Raw genomic sequence first — 18,581 nt, 5'->3', positions numbered from 1 at the left:
AAGAGTCAAATGAAGTGCTGTTATGTAAGTTGCTGTATTTGCTAATATGATTGTATCACTCTCTGAACGGTAAATGATGTGAATAAATACGCAGCGATAACGCTACTGGCAACGGTACTGGTGGGATGTGACAACAACACCGCGCCGCTGTCATTTACGCCGGAGATGGCGAGCTTTTCGAACGAGTTTGACTTTGACCCTCTGCGCGGGCCGGTGAAGGATTTTACCCAGACGCTATTCAACGATAAGGGTGAAGTCTCTAAACGTGTGACCGGCACGATGTCAACGGAAGGATGTTTCGATACGCTTGAACTGCACGATCTCGACGCTAATACGGGCGTTGCGCTGGTGCTGGATGCTAACTACTACGTCGATGCGGAAACCCAGCAGCAGAAGGTGAAGTTGCAGGGAAAATGTCAGCTGGCGGAACTGCCGTCTGCCGGCCTGACATGGGACACCGACGATAACGGGTTTGTGGTTGCCGCGCACAGCAAAGAGATGGAAGTGAAGTACCAGTATGATACCGACGGCTACCCGCTCGGTAAAACCACGGTCTCCGGCGACCAGCGTTTATCGGTCAAATCGATGCCGTCGAAAGATCTGCGTAAGCGCATGGATTATACGGCGGTAAGCCTGTTGAACGATAAACCGATGGGCAATGTAAAGCAGAGTTGCGATTACGATCGCCACAACAACCCGGTGAGCTGCGAGCTGGTTATCGTCGATGACAGCGTTAAACCTGCCATTGAGCGCAAGTACACCATCAAAAACAGCATTGAATATTATTAAGAATAAAACCGCGCAGGTTACTGCGCGGTGGGTTTAAGCAGGTTGGCGGAGGAGGATTTATGCCCGGCCAGATGCTGATGCTGGAAAATGCACATGCGGATGGTGTTACGGTATTCGCCATTAATAAAGAACTCATGGATCAGTTCACCTTCCACCATAAAGCCGAGCTTACGGTAGATATGAATCGCTTTTTTGTTCTCTTTGTCGACGATAAGGTAAAGCTTGTAGAGATTCAGGACGTTAAACCCATAATCCATCGCCAGCTTTGCCGCCCGCGACGCAAGACCTTTCCCCTGGTGCTCCGGTGAAATAATGATCTGAAATTCCGCCCGACGGTGAACATGGTTGATCTCAACCAGCTCAACCAGTCCGGCTTTCTCACCTTCGCACTCCACCACAAACCGGCGTTCACTCTGATCGTGGATATGCTTATCGTAGAGATCGGACAGCTCGACGAAGGCCTCGTAAGGCTCTTCAAACCAGTAGCGCATCACGCTGGCATTGTTGTCGAGCTGGTGGACAAAGCGTAAATCTTCGCGCTCCAGCGGACGGAGCTTAACGTCACACGGCGTCGACATTACGGTGCTACCGTGCGGCCAGTGCGACGATCCAGACAGCGCAGGGTGTTAGGCTCCCAGTAAGCGTTGACGTTGGCACTTTGCTGGCATTTGTCGCGGGCATCAAACGCGACGTCTTCTTTATCCCACTCTTTTTCCACGCGCTTATTCACTTTCTGACGCAGGCTGCGGGTGTCATTCCATTGTTCTTTGTCCATGGCGGCGTTCTGGCGGCTTTGCGCGCTGTCACCAGACTCAATGATGAGTTTGCTGGTTTCGGCTGATGCCGTTGCGGCGAAGGCGAACGAGGACAGCGCCAGTGCGGCTGTCAGACAAAGGCGTTTGCTTAATGTAGTCATAGCGTTTCCTTTAAACGGGTGCAGACAATCGGATTACCCCGTTGGATTCTACACCAATCCGAAAGGGTGTCATACCCGCGCGGCAGGTATGGGAACGATGAGAGCATTATCGCGTATGATGTCTAAATCAATCCTCACGAAACGAGAAAAATGTTCAAAACGACGCTGCTTTTTTTCGCGACCGCGCTGTGTGAAATCATCGGATGCTTTTTGCCGTGGCTCTGGCTAAAGCGGGGCGCTTCCGCGCTGCTGCTGATCCCGGCGGGTGTGTCCCTGGTTCTTTTCGTCTGGCTGCTCACCCTGCATCCGGCCGCTAGCGGGCGGGTTTATGCGGCCTACGGAGGGGTGTACGTCTGTACTGCGCTGCTGTGGCTGCGCTTTGTCGATGGCATCAGGCTAAGCCTGTATGACTGGGCAGGCGCGCTGGTTGCCCTGTGCGGCATGTTGATCATCGTGGCCGGCTGGGGACGCGCATAGTCGTCCTCATAGTGTGATCGCCCGCTGATTTTTCGATCGTTATACTTGTATGGTAGTAGTGTAGTTGCGTAAATTTCCTGCATCACAACGAGCGATGTAAGGAAATGGATTATGAAGATTGTCGGGGCTGAAGTATTTGTCACCTGCCCGGGGCGTAACTTTGTCACCCTTAAAATCACCACCGATGAGGGCATTGTCGGCCTGGGTGATGCCACGCTTAACGGACGTGAACTTTCCGTTGCCTCCTACCTGAAAGATCACCTGTGCCCTCAGCTGATTGGCCGCGATGCGCACCGCATCGAAGATATCTGGCAGTTCTTCTATAAAGGCGCGTACTGGCGTCGTGGCCCGGTCACCATGTCAGCGATTTCTGCCGTGGATATGGCGCTGTGGGACATCAAAGCGAAAGCCGCGAACATGCCGCTCTATCAACTTCTGGGCGGAGCCTCCCGGGAAGGGGTGATGGTTTATTGTCATACCACCGGGCACACCATTGACGACGTACTGGAAGATTATGCCCGTCATAAAGAGATGGGCTTCAAGGCTATTCGCGTGCAGTGCGGCGTGCCGGGGATGAAAACCACCTATGGTATGTCTAAAGGAAAAGGGCTGGCGTATGAGCCTGCAACCAAGGGCGACTGGCCGGACGAGCAGCTTTGGTCCACCGAGAAATACCTCGACTTCACGCCGAAACTGTTCGACGCAGTGCGCAGTCAGTTCGGCTTCAACGAACATCTCCTTCACGACATGCACCACCGTCTGACGCCCATCGAAGCGGCGCGATTCGGCAAAAGCATTGAAGAGTACCGCCTGTTCTGGATGGAAGACCCGACTCCCGCTGAAAACCAGGAGTGTTTCCGCCTGATCCGCCAGCACACCGTCACGCCCATTGCGGTGGGGGAAGTGTTCAACAGCATCTGGGACTGCAAGCAGCTGATTGAAGAGCAGCTCATTGACTATATTCGCGCCACCATAACCCATGCGGGCGGCATCACCGGGATGCGTCGCATTGCTGACTTTGCCTCACTCTACCAGGTGCGTACCGGCTCACACGGCCCGTCGGATCTGTCGCCGATTTGCCACGCCGCGGCGCTGCATTTTGACCTGTGGGTACCGAACTTTGGCGTGCAGGAGTATATGGGGTATTCAGAGCAGATGCTGGAAGTGTTCCCGCACAGCTGGCGCTTCGATAACGGCTATATGCACCCGGGCGACAAGCCAGGGCTGGGCATTGAGTTTGATGAGAAGCTGGCAGCGAAATACCCGTACGAACCGGCCTGTCTGCCGGTGGCCCGTCTGGAAGACGGCACCCTCTGGAACTGGTAAACGAGGAGCGAATAATGAAAAGCGTAGTGATCCAACAGCCGAATGCGCTGGTGATTGAGGAGCGTCCTCTCCCGTTGCCGGGCGCAGGCGACGTCCGCGTCAGAATTAAACTCGCCGGTATCTGCGGTTCAGACAGCCATATCTATCGCGGGCATAACCCGTTTGCGAAATACCCGCGGGTAATCGGTCACGAGTTCTTTGGCGAAATAGACGCGGTTGGCGAAGGCGTGGAGAGCACCCGACTGGGCCAGCGCGTGTCTGTTGATCCGGTGATCAACTGCGGACACTGCTACCCGTGTTCCGTCGGAAAACCGAACGTTTGCACCTCGCTGGTGGTGCTGGGCGTCCACCGTGACGGCGGCTTCAGCGAATACGCCGTCGTGCCGGCGAAAAATGCCTGGCACATTCCGGATGCGATCCCTGACAAACACGCGGTGATGGTTGAGCCTTTCACCATTGCCGCCAACGTGACGGGGCAGGCGAAACCCACCGAACAGGACGTGGCGCTGATCTACGGCGCAGGCCCGATGGGGCTGGTCACCGTGCAGGCGCTAAAGGGCGTTTACAAGGTGAAGCAGGTCATCGTGGTGGATCGCATTGATGAGCGGCTGGGGATGGCGCAACGCAGCGGCGCAGACTGGGTCTTCAACAACAGCGAGCACTCATTACAGGCCGCGCTGGATGAAAAAGGCATCAAGCCGACGTTAATCATCGATGCTGCCTGTCATCCGTCCATTTTGCAGGAAGCGATTACGCTGGCGTCTCCGGCGGCGCGCATCGTGCTGATGGGCTTCTCCAGCGACCCGAGCCAGATCGTGCAGCAGGGGATCACCGGCAAAGAGCTGTCGATCTTCTCTTCGCGCCTGAATGCCAACAAATTTCCGGTGGTCATTGACTGGCTGGAAAAAGGGCTGATCGACCCTGAAAAACTGGTCACCCATACATTTGACTATCACCACGTTACAGACGCCATCGAACTGTTTGAAAAAGACCAGCGGCAGTGCTGCAAAGTCTTGCTCACGTTCGACCAATAAAAATTCACGCGGTTAAGAGCCTGCGAAGACAGGCTCTCAGTGGTACGCATCTTACCTTGCAGAGATAGCCATTATGACTCAAGCACAACCTCAAAGAAGTACGTCAGACCTGGTGAAAGCCGCCGTATCCGGCTGGCTGGGCACCGCCCTGGAGTTTATGGATTTTCAGCTTTACTCCCTTGGCGCCGCGCTGGTATTCCATGAAATTTTCTTCCCTGAACAATCCGCGGCCATGGCGCTGATCCTGGCGATGGGGACCTATGGGGCAGGCTACATCGCGCGTATCGTCGGGGCATTTATCTTCGGCAGAATGGGAGACAGAATTGGCCGCAAAAAGGTGCTGTTTATCACCATCACCATGATGGGGATCTGCACCACCTTAATCGGCGTCCTGCCAACCTACGCGCAGATCGGGATTTTCGCACCGGTGCTGCTGGTGACGCTGCGTATTATTCAGGGGCTGGGCGCGGGGGCAGAAATCTCCGGCGCAGGTACCATGCTGGCGGAGTACGCGCCGAAGGGTAAACGCGGCATCATCTCCTCGCTGGTGGCCATGGGAACCAACTGCGGGACGCTGAGCGCCACGGCGATCTGGGCCGTGATGTTCTTTGCCCTCGATCGTGAAGAGCTTATTGCCTGGGGCTGGCGCGTGCCATTCCTCGCCAGCGTGGTGGTGATGATCTTCGCCATCTGGCTGCGTATGAACCTTAAAGAGAGCCCGGTGTTTGAGAAGGTTAACGACGCTGAAACCATTGCGCCGGTTGCTGCGCAGGATACCTCGGTCGGCGCGATGTTTAAGAGCAAATCGTTCTGGCTGGCGACGGGGCTGCGCTTTGGTCAGGCCGGCAACTCAGGTTTGATTCAGACTTTCCTTGCCGGATATCTGGTGCAGACGCTGTTGTTTGATAAGGCGATCCCAACCGATGCGCTGATGATCAGTTCAATTCTCGGCTTCCTTTCCATCCCGCTGCTGGGCTGGCTGTCCGATAAAGTGGGGCGCCGTCTGCCGTATATCCTCCTTAACATTTCAGCCATTATTCTGGCTTACCCGATGCTGTCGATTATCGTCGATAAGAGTTACGCGCCGGGCGTGATTATGCTCTCTATCATCGTTATTCATAACTTTGCGGTGCTCGGGTTGTTCGCGCTGGAAAACATCACCATGGCAGAGATGTTTGGTTCGCGGAACCGCTTTACCCGCATGGCCATTTCGAAAGAGGCGGGCGGGCTGGTAGCCGTAGGCTTTGGTCCGGTGCTGGCGGGGATCTTCTGCAACATGACCGGGTCCTGGTGGCCGATTGTGGCGATGCTGGTAGCGTATTCGCTGATTGGGCTGGTCTCCGCGTTGCTGATGCCGGAAGTGCGCGACCGCGATTTGAGTGAAGCCGAAGATGCTGCGGAGGCTCCTCATAAGGAATCGGTAGCCTACAGCGCGCTCTCTTCACGCCGCTAGTGGTTTACATCTTGCGCTACCTGTCACACAACTTTTTACTGATGTCACACCACATGGCGAAAAGTTAATGTAAATCAAGATCTGAAAACGATGTATCAGTATGGTTAATGGCAGCGTTTTTTGACTCCGACTGCCATTCTAGTTGGTGTAGTCAGCAGGCGCTGCCGTTCTTAAAAGGAAGCGGCAGTGGATCACAGCTTTCATTAATTAACGAGTCTCAATCATGGAAAACCGGTTATTACAGGCGAAGGCAACGCGTCCTCAATACGATCGCGACAGCCTCAAGGCACGCATTGTTCATTTAGGGTTTGGCGCGTTTCACCGTGCGCACCAGGCGGTGTACACCGATATACTCGCCGCAGAACAGGGCAGCGACTGGGGTTACTGCGAAGTTAACCTGATTGGCGGCGAACAGCAGATCGCCGATCTGAAGGCACAGGATAACCTTTATACCGTGGCAGAGATGTCTGCCGATGCGTGGACGGCGCGCGTGGTCGGCGTCGTCAAAAACGCGCTGCATGCGCAGATCGACGGGCTGGAAACCGTGCTGGCGGCGCTGTGTGAGCCGCAGGTCGCCATTGTTTCCCTCACCATCACCGAGAAAGGATATTGCCACTCCCCGGCAACCGGACAACTGATGTTCGATCATCCGTTAATCGTTGCAGACCTGCAAAACCCGCATCAGCCTAAATCTGCGCCGGGCGTGGTGGTTGAGGCGCTGGCGCGTCGCAAGGCGGCGGGGCTACCGGCATTCAGCGTGATGTCATGCGATAACATGCCGGAGAACGGCCACGTGATGCGCAATGTGACCTGTGCCTACGCGCGCGCCGTAGACGGCGATCTGGCGGACTGGATCGAAGCGAACGTCACCTTCCCGTCAACCATGGTGGACCGCATTGTGCCCGCCGTCACGGCTGATACGCTGGATAAAATCGAACAGCTGACTGGCGTACGCGATCCGGCAGGTGTCGCCTGCGAGCCGTTCCGCCAGTGGGTGGTGGAAGATAATTTTGTTGCCGGACGCCCCCAGTGGGAAAAGGCCGGTGCGGAGCTGGTTTCTGATGTCATTCCGTTTGAAGAGATGAAGCTGCGAATGCTTAACGGCAGCCACTCGTTCCTGGCCTATCTCGGCTATCTGGCCGGTTATCAGCACATTAACGACTGCATGGAAGATGAACATTATCGCGCAGCCGCGCATGCGCTGATGCTGATAGAGCAGGCGCCGACGTTGAAAGTGCGGGGCGTGGATTTGGGTCGTTATGCCGACCAGCTGATTGCGCGTTACAGCAATCCGGCCCTGCGTCACCGCACCTGGCAAATCGCCATGGACGGTAGCCAGAAATTGCCGCAGCGCATGCTCGATTCCGTGCGCTGGCACCTTGTCCACCAGAAACCCTTCCCGCTGCTGGCCCTCGGCGTGGCGGGCTGGATGCGTTATGTCGGCGGTGTGGATGAGCAGGGTAACGCGATTGAGGTGAGCGATCCGCAGCTGGCGGTGATTCAGGCGGCGGTAAACGGTAGCGCTGAAGGTGAAAGCCGCGTTAGCGCGCTGTTGGGCATTGAGGCTATTTTCGGTAACGAGCTGCCGAAGGACACGGTATTCGTGGCTGCCGTCATGCAGGCCTATCAAACGTTGCTGCAAAAAGGCGCGAAGGCCACGGTTGCTGAGTACGCAGCCCGGCTTTAACGCTTTGACATGCCGCCGTTCGCGGCGGCATGTCGGGGCACAGCTTAGTGCATCCCCAGGCGAATCAGCTCAATCGGTTCGAACTTACCTTCGCATCCTTCCACTTCAACCGTTTTACCACGACGCACCTGCTCGGCATTAAGGCCGTCGCTGTGGATCGCTTTAATCACGCCGAACTGACCTGTGCCGCTAATCATGACGCGGCTGCCAGTGGTGATTGCATTTCGGTTACGGTCGTATGTCATCATGGTATTTTCTCCTCTCGCACTTATCCGTTACGGCGCTAATTCAACGGCTGCCGTTCACGGGGCACTATTAATACGCCTCTCTTAAACGAAATTATTTGCTTTTGATCAAGCTCACACTTTTTTCTTATTTCCAGATGGCGTTGACGGTTCAGGACACCGCTTTACAAAGCGGACAGTTATTTTCCTTAATTGATAGTTTCCAGACGCAAGCGTTTAGGCTTTGTTTATATCCACAATGCCATTCTGGAGGCAGAAAATAACCCTTCATCGGAAAAGGAGTCAGGCTTATGTATAAGAAAATTTTGATGCCTGTTGACGTGTTTGAAATGGATCTAAGCGATAAAGCGGTACGCCACGCGGTCAACCTCGCGAAATCGGAAGGCGCGACGATCACCCTGGTCAACATTCTCCCTAACAGCAGTCGTTCGTTACTGCGGGGGTTCAATGCCGATATTAAGAAGTTCGAAGAGTATATGACCGCCGAGTCGGATAAGAAGATGAAGGCACTGAAACGGCTCTTTGATATGTCCCCAGAAAATATTGATTGTGAAGTACGTTTCGGCAACGTACGCGATGAAATCATCCAGCTCAGCAAAGAGGGGAAATATGACGTTATTGTTATTGGATCAAGAAACCCGAGCATGACAACACATCTGCTGGGCTCGAATGCTGAAACTATCCTGCGCTACGCCACTATTCCGGTATTAGTGGTCCGCTAATCACTTCGCCGCAACCGAAAGGGGGCGGCGAAGCTTTATTCTTCGCTAAACCACTCGCGGTTTTCCTGACGAATTAACTGAACTGACTCGCTAATTTCCTGAAGGTGAAGCGTCATCGCTTTATCTACGGCTTCCACGTCGCGTTTTTCCAGTGCGCTGAAAATATCGTGATGCTGGCGCAGCAACATCTCTGGCGGAGAAACATGGTCGAGGCTCATGTAGCGCACGCGGTCGATGGTAGCTTTGATGTTTTCGACGGTATCCCACGCGAGCTGGCACTCGGCGATCTGCGCCAGTTTCTGGTGAAATTCGTCGTCCAGCTGGAAAAAGTCGTTTAACTGTTTGCGGTCGATGGCAATGCGTTGCTGATGCAGGTTTTGCTCCAGCAGGTAGCACTGGTTATCGTTGATGAGCGACGCGGCGCGACGCACAACGGCGCACTCAATGGCCTGGCGAACAAAACAGCCATTCCGTACCTGCGAAAGCGAAATTTTATTTACATAGCTGCCGCGCTGAGGGCGGATCTGGATAAGGCCGTTTTCTGCGAGCTTAATAAACGCCTCGCGCACGGGCTGACGGGAAACGTCAAAACGTACTGAAACCTCTTTTTCTGAGAGTGGCGTTCCCGGTGGGATCAGGCAGCGAACGATATCACGGCGTAAGATGCGATAAATTTGCTGATTTACAGGCTGGGTAGGATTAAGTTGCGATTCAGCGGCCATGGGTTGTGATTTCTCAGAGAGTTAACCTGAACATACTACCATTCTTTTACCCGTCATCACATACCCGGCCCGCAGGCCGGGAAGGGTGAATTACCCGCGATGCACGCTGAGTCCGGCATAGGTCTGGCTGACGGGCATCATCTCAACCGTGTTGATGTTGACATGCTTCGGCAGCGTCGCGACCCACCAGACGGTTTCGGTGATATCTTCCGGCGTCAGCGCATTCGCATTTTCATAGGTTTTATCCGCTTTCGCGTCATCGCCTTTGAAACGCACGTTGGAGAATTCCGTTCCACCGACCAGACCCGGCTCAACATCGGTCACGCGGATCGCGGTACCGTGCAGGTCGGTGCGCAGGTTCAGGCTGAACTGGCGTACAAAGGCCTTGGTTGCGCCATAGACGTTGCCACCCGCGTAAGGCCAGCTGCCTGCGGTGGAACCGATATTAATGATATGACCACGGTTACGTTCAACCATGCCCGGCAGCACGGCGCGGGTCATGTACACCAGGCCTTTGTTGTTGGTGTCGATCATGTTCTCCCAGTCTTCGACGTTGGCTTTGTGGGCAGGCTCCATGCCCAGCGCCAGGCCAGCGTTATTGACCAGCACGTCGATTTCACGCCATTCGGCAGGCAGGTTGGCAATCATCTCTTCAATGGCGGCGCGGTTGCGCACGTCCAGCTGTGCGGTCAGGATGCTGTCGCCCAGCCCGTCTTTCAACTCCTGGAGACGCTCCTGACGACGACCCGTTGCAATCACCTTATGTCCGTTGGCGACGAAGCGACGCGTGATGCTTTCACCAAAACCTGCTGTCGCCCCGGTAACTAATATAATCATCTCACTGTTCCTCAACGCTTTTTGTGTTGTACTACCATAGCACGCACTCGGGCACATCGTTAAGGCAACATTTGTATGACGCCATTGCAGGCCGGAGCAGGCTGGCCTACTCTGGTGAGAAATACCGTGCTCAGGAGTAAACGATGTCGGTCAACAACCCTTTCTTTGACGTTAGCCTGCTGCCTTATCAGGCTCCGCGTTTTGATGTGATAGAAGACAGCCACTATCGCCCGGCGTTTGATGAAGCAATGCGCCTCAAGCGTGCAGATATTGACGCGATTATCGCGCAGAGCGCCGTGCCGGACTTCAACAACACCGTGCTGGCGCTGGAAAAGAGCGGGGCCATGCTGTCGCGCGTCAGCAGCGTGTTCTTCGCCATGACGTCCGCACACACCAACGATTATCTTCAGGCACTGGACGAGCAGTTCTCCACCGAACTGGCCGGGCTGGCGAACGATATCTGGCTAAACGATACGCTTTTCGCCCGCGTGGAAGCCGTCTGGCAGGATCGCGACACGCTGGATGCCGAATCCCTCCGACTGACGGAGGAGACGTATCAGCACTTTGTTCTTGCGGGCGCGCGTCTGAACGCCGATGAAAAAGCCGAGCTGAAAGCCCTGAATACCGAAGCCGCCACCCTGACCAGCCAGTTCAACCAGCGCCTGCTGGCTGCGAACAAGGCGGGAGGGCTGGTGGTGGATGATGTTCACCAGCTTGACGGACTCAGTGCGGAGGAGATTGCTGCCGCGGCTCATGCTGCCGCAGAAAAAGGGCTGACGGATCGCTGGCTGATCCCGCTTCTGAATACCACGCAACAGCCCGCGCTGGCGGCGCTGTCTTTGCGCGAGACCCGTAAAAAGCTGTTTAGCGCGGGCTGGGAACGCACTCAAAAAGGCGACGAAAACGATACGCGCGACCTGATCCGTCGGCTTACCGCGTTGCGGGCAAGACAGGCGCAGCTGCTCGGCTTTGACAACTATGCCAGCTGGAGCATTGCCGATCAGATGGCGAAAACGCCGGATGCCGCGCTCGAATTCATGCGCGGGATAGTTCCTGCGGCGCGCAGCAGGGCCGCGCTGGAGCAGGCGGATATTCAGAAGGTCATTGACGACGAGCAGGGCGGTTTTACGGTGCAGGCCTGGGACTGGGCGTTTTATGCCGAACGCGTGCGTTCAGCGAAATACGCGCTGGATGAGTCGCAGATCAAACCCTATTTCGCGCTCAATACCGTGCTGGAAGATGGCGTATTCTGGACCGCCACGCAGTTGTTCGGTATCCGCTTTGTCGAGCGTTTCGATATTCCGGTTTATCACCCGGACGTTCGCGTGTGGGAGATTTTCGACCACACGGGTGAAGGCATGGCGCTGTTCTACGGCGACTTTTTCGCGCGTGATTCCAAAGCGGGCGGGGCGTGGATGGGGAATTTTGTTGAGCAGTCTTACGAGTTTGCCGCGCGTCCGGTGATTTATAACGTCTGCAACTATCAAAAACCAGCGAACGGGCAGACCGCACTGATCTCCTGGGATGATGTGATTACCCTGTTCCACGAGTTTGGCCATACGCTGCATGGCCTGTTTGCCAGCCAGCGCTATGCCACGCTTTCAGGCACCAACACGCCGCGTGATTTCGTTGAATTCCCGTCGCAGATCAATGAACACTGGGCCAGCCATCCGCAGGTGTTTGCGCACTTTGCCCGCCATTATCAAACCGGCGAGCCGATGCCGGATGCGCTGCGGGAAAAAATGCTCAATGCGACCCAGTTTAATAAGGGTTATGACATGACGGAACTGCTGAGCGCCGCGCTGCTGGATATGAACTGGCACGGCATTCATCAGCCCGTTGAAGACGTGGAAACCTTTGAAGCCGCCGCGTTGAAAAAAGAAGGGCTGGATCTTCCAGCCGTACCGCCGCGCTATCGCAGCAGCTATTTTGCCCATATATTCGGCGGCGGCTACGCGGCGGGCTATTACGCCTATCTCTGGACGCAGATGCTGGCGGATGATGGCTACCAGTGGTTTGTCGAGCAGGGTGGTTTGACGCGCGAAAACGGACAGACATTCCGCGAGGCGATTTTGTCGCGCGGCAACAGCACTGATTTAGCTGAACTTTACCGGAACTGGCGCGGGCACGATCCGAGGATCGAACCGATGCTGGAGAATCGTGGATTGAGTGTTTAAGGGCTTTTTAGTGTGGAAACAGAACCGGGCGCGATGCCCGGTTTTTTGTTCGATTTTTTCTTCCCCGAAACTCCTCCAAATTCCTCCCCAAAATGAATCCTTAAATTCTGCGAAATTTGCAGGATAACTTTCTTATGGCTGACCCTATATATCAGGGCGAACGACTGGGCAGCTTCCTGCTGCGCCAATGGAGAGGGAATTAATTGTGGAACGTACCCGGGGCTGGAGTGGCGCTGCCTGCGAGGAAAGGTGAATAGGCTGCCCAGTAAATAAAGAGGTTATGGAAACTTGAATACATTACAGTTCATCAGGATTGTTCGATACGCTGATCCCGATCTTGATCAGACTTAAAATCATCAATGCCAGTACCATTGCCACGATAGTAGAGATGATAAGCGTTGTCATAAAGGCCCCCTTTGTGAGTATATCTTTTAGACTGTTTGAATCAAAAAATGTTCCGAGTCCTAAAAAATATATGACATTAGACAGGAATGTATCGTCTGCTAAATGAAAAAAAAGCCTACGCCAGGTAGGCAATACTGATAATTCCTAATTGTTTTAATAATGCTTGTTACTAAAGGTTATCTGCAGTGTTGGTAGAAGATATTGAAGCTTATAGATACTTCCTGGCTGCATCTAATATTTCCTGAGATGTAAGCTCTCGATCTGATGCAACATAGACAACTTCATGGTCACCTGTTAAAGAGGGAAAACCGGCTGACATTATCGGAAGGTTTATCCCTTCTCCATTAGGGTATTGTTCGCGTATTGATGTCACGCCCTTAAGTACGGTGATTACTTTACCTGGTTTACCATTAAAGAAAATAATTACTTTTTTCATGTATCACCATGTATTTCAGGGGGTTTTATGGCCCGGGGTTGTTCGAAAGGGGTTGATTTATTGACGTTTAGTTACCTCTTTCGAAATTAAAACAAGCAATATTCTGCCTTAACGTGTACTGTAGCAGTCCATTTGTACTGGAGAAGCTTATGTCTGCACGTAAAAACACGCAATTCCGCCGAAATTATTTAGTCAAATGCCCTTGTCCAAACTGCACAAGAGACTCGGAGCATAGTTACAATCGTGTACAAAAGGGAGCTCAACTGGTTTGCCCTTACTGCAACGCGTTGTTCAAATCCCCTCAACATTACTAAAAAATCTCATATAATAACTAAGAAGTGATGCTTTTGGAGGCTGCCTAACCTCTTACGCACTTTAATCTTTTATAAGCAGTTAGTTTCTGCTTTGAGACTATTCATGCAGCAGTCCTGCATTTCATCACATCGGTCAGCAAATTTGACGGTGCTGTAAATATGCTGGCCTGTTGTAATGATATTCGCAAACGATAAATGACGCTTCTGATTATTTAATTCACAGAAGCTTAAGCGGTCATTGAGGGGGTTATTTATCGCAAAGCGTAACATTTGCAGCTGTCGGACCTTTGGTACCGGCAATGACAGCAAATTTAACTTTTTGGCCTTCAAAAAGAGTTTTGAATGTCTCTCCCTGTAGAGAAGAAGAGTGAACAAGGATATCTTTACTTCCATCGAGTGGGGAGATGAAGCCAAAGCCCTTATCATCGTTAAACCACTTAACAAGACCTATCATTTTTGATGACATAAAAACTCCACTTGAACACTTAAAAGTTACAAGTTCATGAAAAGAAACGCATGATGGCATACGTATGGACTCAAGAGGAGGGGATATCAGAGATAGCACCTGGTTATGAGGACTACTTTGGAAAAGTCAGATTCACATTGCATCGAACCAACCACATCATTAAGGCATGTGTAGATCTTTTAAGCAAATCTTATTTTAGCCATCTGGGAGGCCATACAGATTAGATTAGCCAATCCAAATTTTTCCTGTGTCGTCAAATTTGATTTATAGCAAGGAAATAATTTGTCTCGTAAAATGACAGGAGTTGTCAAAGGTTTTGACTTCAATAGAGGGAAGGGTTTTATTATCCCATCTAAAAAGTGCAGGTCTAACTAAGATCAGATTTGATTTCTATTTGCTCTATCAAATCCCTCCCCTGGTTTTTTACATTTCCTACTGTACGCGTTACCGCATGCCAGACGAACTTATCGGTGGGCACTGCACCATCTGAAGCTATCTCTTCAGCTTCTTTCCCGCCAACATGCTGTCGCATCCACTCGCGTGCCGCTTCTGGTGACAAAACTAATGGCCTGCGGTCATGAATGTCGACGAGGCCTTTATCAGCCGCAGACGTCACAATCAGAAATCCCTCGGCTTCATCGCCGCGCTCAAACGGTGTGCTTCCGATCGCCGCCATAAAGATTGGCTGACCGTCGGCCCGGTGGATGAAGTAGGGTTGTTTCTTGTCACCTGACTTCTTCCATTCGAACCATCCATCGGCAAAACAGATCGCCCGGCCATGTTGCCACAGAGGTTTAAACATTCTGCTGGTGGCCGCGGTTTCTACACGTGCGTTAATCAGTGGTGCTTTGTCCCACCATCCAGGTGCGTAGCCCCAGAACACCGGATCGAGGTGCAGTAGTTCGTCGCGTTCGCTCAGCAGCAGGACTTTGGTACCGGGCGCGACGTTGTACCGGCCAATGGGGGCCGGGTCATACGCGATGTCGCGATCGCCTTCGTCGGCAAGGTAGGCCAGGTATTCTTCACGGGTTTGGGCTTGTGCAAAGCGTCCACACATAGAAACCTCCAGTCGGATGTCATACTCAAAGTATAGGGCAGGGATAAGAAGACTTGATCGACATGCAAAAGCTGTATCTTGTACAAGATAACGCGAGAAAATGGGCAGAAATTCCGCGAGGCGTTTTTATCTTGCGGGCACGATCCGAGAAATGAACCGATGCTGGAGAACCGCGGGTGAGTGATTAAAGGCATTACTGGCTGAAAACAGAACCGGGCATTGCGCCCGGTTTTTCCCCGGTGGGCTGGTATTTGTTAACCTTGTTACTCTTGCGTCAGCCACATGTCCGACTCTTCAAACATTTCCTCAAGCATACGGTTCAGCTTTTCCCGGTCGCTTTTGCTGGCATCGCTATTCAGGCCATTCGCCTGCATTGGCTTAACCGTCACGCTGGCATCAGGAAAAATCCGGTGCACACGTTTTGTCAGTTCAGCCAGAATTATCTCCCTGGCTCCCTCCAGCCCCTGTACGTTTCGCTTGTCATAAACCAGTTCAACAAACATTATTTTTTCCCTATGAATATTAATTGTGCGATTCTGTCTGCACGTAAAAATACTACTGTATATGGGTACAGTCAAACGGCATTCCGGCTAAAGAAATGCCATGCCGCTCTTCACCTTGTTTATGTTGATGACAATCTATTCATTTAGCCTTTAAAACGAGCAGTCGAAGCGTTTAATCGTAAAATTTACAAAAACCATAATTTGAAGCCAGAGAGAAACTTACAAACGAAACGGTGAAGGTTTAAACAGTCGCTACGGTTCAGCTGCCTTGCGCGTGCTTTAAAACAAAATTACTGTATATAAAAACAGTGTTAGAGGTATGCGTAATGGAATTTATCAGACCTACAGAACTGCGTGAGATTATCGCGCTTCCACTTTTCAGCGATTTAGTTCAGTGCGGATTCCCAAGCCCGGCTGCCGATTATGTGGAGCAGCGCATTGATCTTAATGAACTTCTGGTTGCCCACCCCAGCTCGACGTATTTCGTTAAAGCCGCGGGTGATTCAATGATTGAAGGGGGAATAAGCGACGGCGATTTACTGGTGGTCGATAGTTCCCGAACGGCTGAGCACGGCGATATCGTCATCGCCGCGGTGGAAGGGGAATTCACCGTTAAGCGCCTGCAACTGCGGCCTAATGTTCAACTCAATCCGATGAACAGCGCTTATTCACCGATTATCGTTGGCAGTGAAGACACGCTGGACGTTTTTGGTGTGGTCACTTTTATTGTTAAATCGGCCAGCTGATATGTTTGCGCTCTGTGATGTGAATTCATTCTATGCATCATGCGAGACGGTATTCAGGCCAGATTTGAGAGGCCGACCGGTGGTTGTCCTCTCAAATAACGACGGTTGCGTGATAGCGCGCAGCGCAGAGGCCAAAGCCGCTGGCGTTACTATGGGGGCGCCATACTTTAAGCAGAAAGACCTGTTCCGGCGCGCCGGCGTGGTTTGCTTCAGCAGTAACTACGAACTTTACGCTGACATGTCCAGCCGGGTAATGACCACGCTGGAAGAAATAAGCCCTCGCGTAGAAATATATTCCATTGATGAGGCCTTTTGTGATCTCACCGGGGTTCGTAATTGCCGGGACCTGACTGATTTTGGCAAGGAGATCCGTGAAACGGTTTTGAAGCGTACGCACCTGAAGGTCGGCGTTGGCATAGCCCAGACGAAGACGCTGGCGAAGCTGGCAAATCACGCGGCGAAGAAATGGCAGCAGCAGACGGGTGGGGTGGTTGATTTATCCAATATCGACCGCCAGCGCCGGTTGTTGGCTATCGTGCCTGTAGAGGACGTATGGGGCGTGGGCAGGCGCATCAGCAAGAAGCTCAATGCGATGGGTATCAAAACGGCGCTGGATCTCTCAGAGCAGAGCACGTGGATTATCCGCAAGCACTTCAATGTAGTGCTGGAGCGAACGGTCCGGGAGCTGCGCGGCGAGCCGTGCCTCGATCTGGAAGAGTTTGCACCGACAAAGCAGGAGATCGTCTGTAGTCGGTCATTCGGTGAGCGCGTGACAGAATACGAGCAGGTGCGCCAGGCTATATGCAGCTATGCGGCCCGTGGCGCTGAGAAGTTACGTGGCGAGCACCAGTATTGCCGCTTTATCTCGGCGTTCGTAAAGACCTCTCCGTTCGCTCTGAACGAACCCTATTACGGCAACAGTGCCTCAATGACGCTTCTCACACCCACTCAGGACTCCCGCGACATTATCAACGCCGCGGTAAAGTGCCTCGACAAAATCTGGAAGGAGGGCCACCGCTACCAGAAAGCCGGCATTATGCTCGGGGACTTCTTCAGCCAGGGCGTTGCCCAGCTCAATTTGTTTGACAATAGCGCGCCGCGTGCCGGAAGTGAAAAGCTGATGGAAGTGCTGGATCGTCTGAACGCGAAAGATGGAAAGGGTACGCTTTATTTTGCCGGGCAGGGCATACAGCAGCAATGGCAGATGAAGCGTGAAATGCTTTCGCCGCGGTATACGACCCGGTATTCAGATTTACTGAGAATTCGATGAATGTTAATGGCTGTTTTGTGCCAGAAGCGGACATTGATATAAATGGCAATTGATCAAACAAATCTCTGATGCTCTTTCTGCCAGTATTTAAATGGTGTTCTTAAACGGAACGTACGCCAGTTTGCCGGATGGTTTAATAAAAACTCTCCTGGCGTGTCTGCGCGAATGTACTACTTTCAGTAAAGTGACTTTTACAGGGAGGGTCAATGAAACCATTATCGCTTTTATTATTGTCGAGCCTGACGTTAGTGGGTTGTGGCGCGAACAATACCCCTTCAAATACGCCTGTTCCGGGTGTAAAAACCTCCGTCGGGACGAGCACGCTTGAAGCCGGTGCTCAGCTTATCCAGTCCCGTCCGCCCATTGATGCAATGAGTGCCTACCTTGACGGTTTCCATTTTTATAGCGGGGATAAAAATGGCCAGATGGAAGTCCATCATTATGTAACCGTGTTGAATGAAGACGTGATGCAGGCGGTGATCTACGACGGTAACACCAAAGATGCCCGTTTAATGGGCGTTGAGTACATCATTAGTGAGCGTTTGTTTAACACACTGCCGCCGGAAGAAAAAAAATTGTGGCACAGCCATCAATATGAAGTGAAATCCGGCAGCCTGATTGCTCCAGGTTTACCTGCAGTGGCTGACAAAGCATTGATGAGCAAAATTGTGAATACCTACGGCAAGACCTGGCATACCTGGCACACCGACCGCGATAAAAAGCTGCCGCTCGGCATTCCGGCACTGATGATGGGCTTTACCGGGGAAGGGCAGTTAGACCCTAAACTTCTGGCGGACAGAGATCGACGCTTTGACGTGAGCACGCAAGCCATCAAAGAAGAACGTAAGGATATTGTGGCGCACCCAGTTGCTAAGGGAGCGGATGCCTGGCAACGTGGTGAAGAGATCCAGCTTAAGCGGGTTAAAGGTTCAGGTGAGCATGGCCAGGGCGACACAAGCCATTTTTGATATCAAAAGCCTTCAGGAATACCCCGGCAAC

The 18,581-nt window shown here is 52.7% G+C and carries 22 protein-coding genes; 12 read left to right on the top strand and 10 right to left on the bottom strand.

Annotated elements, in window-relative coordinates; all coding sequences use genetic code 11:
- Window positions 1–78 precede the first annotated feature (78 nt).
- A complete protein-coding gene (locus ACOTZP_RS02565; protein WP_023306115.1) occupies window positions 79–789 on the top strand; it encodes a YnfC family lipoprotein in 711 nt (236 codons plus the stop codon).
- A 17-nt stretch (window positions 790–806) separates the two neighbouring features.
- On the opposite strand, the gene speG is transcribed toward ACOTZP_RS02565, so the two are convergent.
- Both speG and ACOTZP_RS02555 read right to left on the bottom strand, forming a co-directional pair.
- Window positions 807–1,367, bottom strand: a complete 561-nt coding sequence (speG, locus tag ACOTZP_RS02560; RefSeq protein WP_271074877.1) for a spermidine N1-acetyltransferase — start codon at window positions 1,365–1,367, stop codon at window positions 807–809.
- The gene (locus ACOTZP_RS02555; RefSeq protein WP_023300007.1) at window positions 1,367–1,705 is read right to left on the bottom strand and encodes a DUF1283 family protein; all 339 of its coding nucleotides are present in this window, start codon (window positions 1,703–1,705) and stop codon (window positions 1,367–1,369) included. The genes speG and ACOTZP_RS02555 overlap by 1 nt, the downstream gene beginning before the upstream one ends.
- 150 nt (window positions 1,706–1,855) lie before the next feature.
- Between ACOTZP_RS02555 and ACOTZP_RS02550 the strand changes: the two genes are divergently transcribed.
- From ACOTZP_RS02550 to ACOTZP_RS02530, 5 genes are all read left to right on the top strand, one after another.
- Complete coding sequence (locus ACOTZP_RS02550; RefSeq protein WP_023300008.1) at window positions 1,856–2,182, top strand: YnfA family protein; 327 nt, start codon at window positions 1,856–1,858, stop codon at window positions 2,180–2,182.
- 111 nt (window positions 2,183–2,293) lie between these two features.
- The gene (gene manD, locus ACOTZP_RS02545; protein ID WP_023300009.1) at window positions 2,294–3,508 is read left to right on the top strand and encodes a D-mannonate dehydratase ManD; all 1,215 of its coding nucleotides are present in this window, start codon (window positions 2,294–2,296) and stop codon (window positions 3,506–3,508) included.
- A 14-nt stretch (window positions 3,509–3,522) separates the two neighbouring features.
- Window positions 3,523–4,542, top strand: a complete 1,020-nt coding sequence (locus ACOTZP_RS02540; RefSeq protein WP_108367509.1) for a Zn-dependent oxidoreductase — start codon at window positions 3,523–3,525, stop codon at window positions 4,540–4,542.
- A 73-nt stretch (window positions 4,543–4,615) separates the two neighbouring features.
- A complete protein-coding gene (locus tag ACOTZP_RS02535) occupies window positions 4,616–5,995 on the top strand; it encodes an MFS transporter (RefSeq protein WP_271086498.1) in 1,380 nt (459 codons plus the stop codon).
- A gap of 223 nt (window positions 5,996–6,218) precedes the next feature.
- A complete protein-coding gene (locus tag ACOTZP_RS02530) occupies window positions 6,219–7,682 on the top strand; it encodes a mannitol dehydrogenase family protein (RefSeq protein WP_271074784.1) in 1,464 nt (487 codons plus the stop codon).
- Between the two features lie 44 nt (window positions 7,683–7,726).
- Here ACOTZP_RS02530 and ydfZ read toward each other — a convergent pair whose 3' ends face one another.
- Window positions 7,727–7,930 (bottom strand): putative selenium delivery protein YdfZ, encoded by a 204-nt coding sequence (gene ydfZ / locus ACOTZP_RS02525; RefSeq protein ID WP_003857405.1) that lies wholly within the window; start codon window positions 7,928–7,930, stop codon window positions 7,727–7,729.
- Between the two features lie 287 nt (window positions 7,931–8,217).
- Between ydfZ and ACOTZP_RS02520 the strand changes: the two genes are divergently transcribed.
- Entirely contained in the window at window positions 8,218–8,649 is a 432-nt protein-coding gene (locus ACOTZP_RS02520; RefSeq protein WP_023300013.1) for a universal stress protein, read from the top strand.
- Between the two features lie 35 nt (window positions 8,650–8,684).
- Here ACOTZP_RS02520 and ACOTZP_RS02515 read toward each other — a convergent pair whose 3' ends face one another.
- Entirely contained in the window at window positions 8,685–9,371 is a 687-nt protein-coding gene (locus ACOTZP_RS02515; RefSeq protein WP_003857403.1) for a GntR family transcriptional regulator, read from the bottom strand.
- A gap of 90 nt (window positions 9,372–9,461) precedes the next feature.
- Window positions 9,462–10,208: a bifunctional NADP-dependent 3-hydroxy acid dehydrogenase/3-hydroxypropionate dehydrogenase YdfG gene (gene ydfG / locus ACOTZP_RS02510; RefSeq protein WP_271074783.1), complete on the bottom strand. Its 747-nt coding sequence runs from the start codon at window positions 10,206–10,208 to the stop codon at window positions 9,462–9,464.
- 143 nt (window positions 10,209–10,351) lie between these two features.
- Here ydfG and dcp point away from each other — a divergent pair, with 143 nt between their 5' ends.
- Complete coding sequence (dcp, locus tag ACOTZP_RS02505) at window positions 10,352–12,385, top strand: peptidyl-dipeptidase Dcp (RefSeq protein ID WP_271074782.1); 2,034 nt, start codon at window positions 10,352–10,354, stop codon at window positions 12,383–12,385.
- A 297-nt stretch (window positions 12,386–12,682) separates the two neighbouring features.
- Here dcp and ACOTZP_RS02500 read toward each other — a convergent pair whose 3' ends face one another.
- Together ACOTZP_RS02500 and ACOTZP_RS02495 are read right to left on the bottom strand one after the other, a co-directional pair.
- Window positions 12,683–12,790: a YnaM/YnfT family protein gene (locus ACOTZP_RS02500; RefSeq protein ID WP_022647993.1), complete on the bottom strand. Its 108-nt coding sequence runs from the start codon at window positions 12,788–12,790 to the stop codon at window positions 12,683–12,685.
- A gap of 208 nt (window positions 12,791–12,998) precedes the next feature.
- Window positions 12,999–13,226, bottom strand: a complete 228-nt coding sequence (locus tag ACOTZP_RS02495) for a hypothetical protein (protein ID WP_071788017.1) — start codon at window positions 13,224–13,226, stop codon at window positions 12,999–13,001.
- Between the two features lie 149 nt (window positions 13,227–13,375).
- On the opposite strand from ACOTZP_RS02495, the gene ACOTZP_RS02490 reads away from it, so the two are divergent.
- Window positions 13,376–13,540, top strand: a complete 165-nt coding sequence (locus ACOTZP_RS02490) for a YnfU family zinc-binding protein (protein WP_213083702.1) — start codon at window positions 13,376–13,378, stop codon at window positions 13,538–13,540.
- 247 nt (window positions 13,541–13,787) lie between these two features.
- On the opposite strand, the gene ACOTZP_RS02485 is transcribed toward ACOTZP_RS02490, so the two are convergent.
- From ACOTZP_RS02485 to ACOTZP_RS02475, 3 genes are all read right to left on the bottom strand, one after another.
- Entirely contained in the window at window positions 13,788–14,006 is a 219-nt protein-coding gene (locus ACOTZP_RS02485; RefSeq protein ID WP_022647994.1) for a cold shock domain-containing protein, read from the bottom strand.
- A 367-nt stretch (window positions 14,007–14,373) separates the two neighbouring features.
- Complete coding sequence (locus tag ACOTZP_RS02480; protein ID WP_271074781.1) at window positions 14,374–15,063, bottom strand: SOS response-associated peptidase; 690 nt, start codon at window positions 15,061–15,063, stop codon at window positions 14,374–14,376.
- 263 nt (window positions 15,064–15,326) lie between these two features.
- Entirely contained in the window at window positions 15,327–15,566 is a 240-nt protein-coding gene (locus ACOTZP_RS02475; protein WP_006808847.1) for a DinI family protein, read from the bottom strand.
- A 326-nt stretch (window positions 15,567–15,892) separates the two neighbouring features.
- On the opposite strand from ACOTZP_RS02475, the gene ACOTZP_RS02470 reads away from it, so the two are divergent.
- The 3 genes from ACOTZP_RS02470 (at window position 15,893) to ACOTZP_RS02460 (ending at window position 18,550) form a co-directional block, all read left to right on the top strand.
- The gene (locus ACOTZP_RS02470; protein ID WP_022647996.1) at window positions 15,893–16,312 is read left to right on the top strand and encodes a translesion error-prone DNA polymerase V autoproteolytic subunit; all 420 of its coding nucleotides are present in this window, start codon (window positions 15,893–15,895) and stop codon (window positions 16,310–16,312) included.
- 1 nt (window position 16,313) lies between these two features.
- Window positions 16,314–17,582, top strand: a complete 1,269-nt coding sequence (locus tag ACOTZP_RS02465) for a Y-family DNA polymerase (protein ID WP_032622206.1) — start codon at window positions 16,314–16,316, stop codon at window positions 17,580–17,582.
- A gap of 206 nt (window positions 17,583–17,788) precedes the next feature.
- Entirely contained in the window at window positions 17,789–18,550 is a 762-nt protein-coding gene (locus ACOTZP_RS02460; protein WP_271074780.1) for an OBAP family protein, read from the top strand.
- Window positions 18,551–18,581: the final 31 nt, after the last annotated feature.

The sequence above is a fragment of the Enterobacter cloacae complex sp. SYL001 genome (assembly GCF_049237025.1).
GTDB classification, from domain to species: Bacteria; Pseudomonadota; Gammaproteobacteria; order Enterobacterales; family Enterobacteriaceae; genus Enterobacter; species Enterobacter intestinihominis.
Note: the sequence above shows the minus strand (reverse complement) of the source record. Positions and strands in the feature narration are given on the sequence as shown.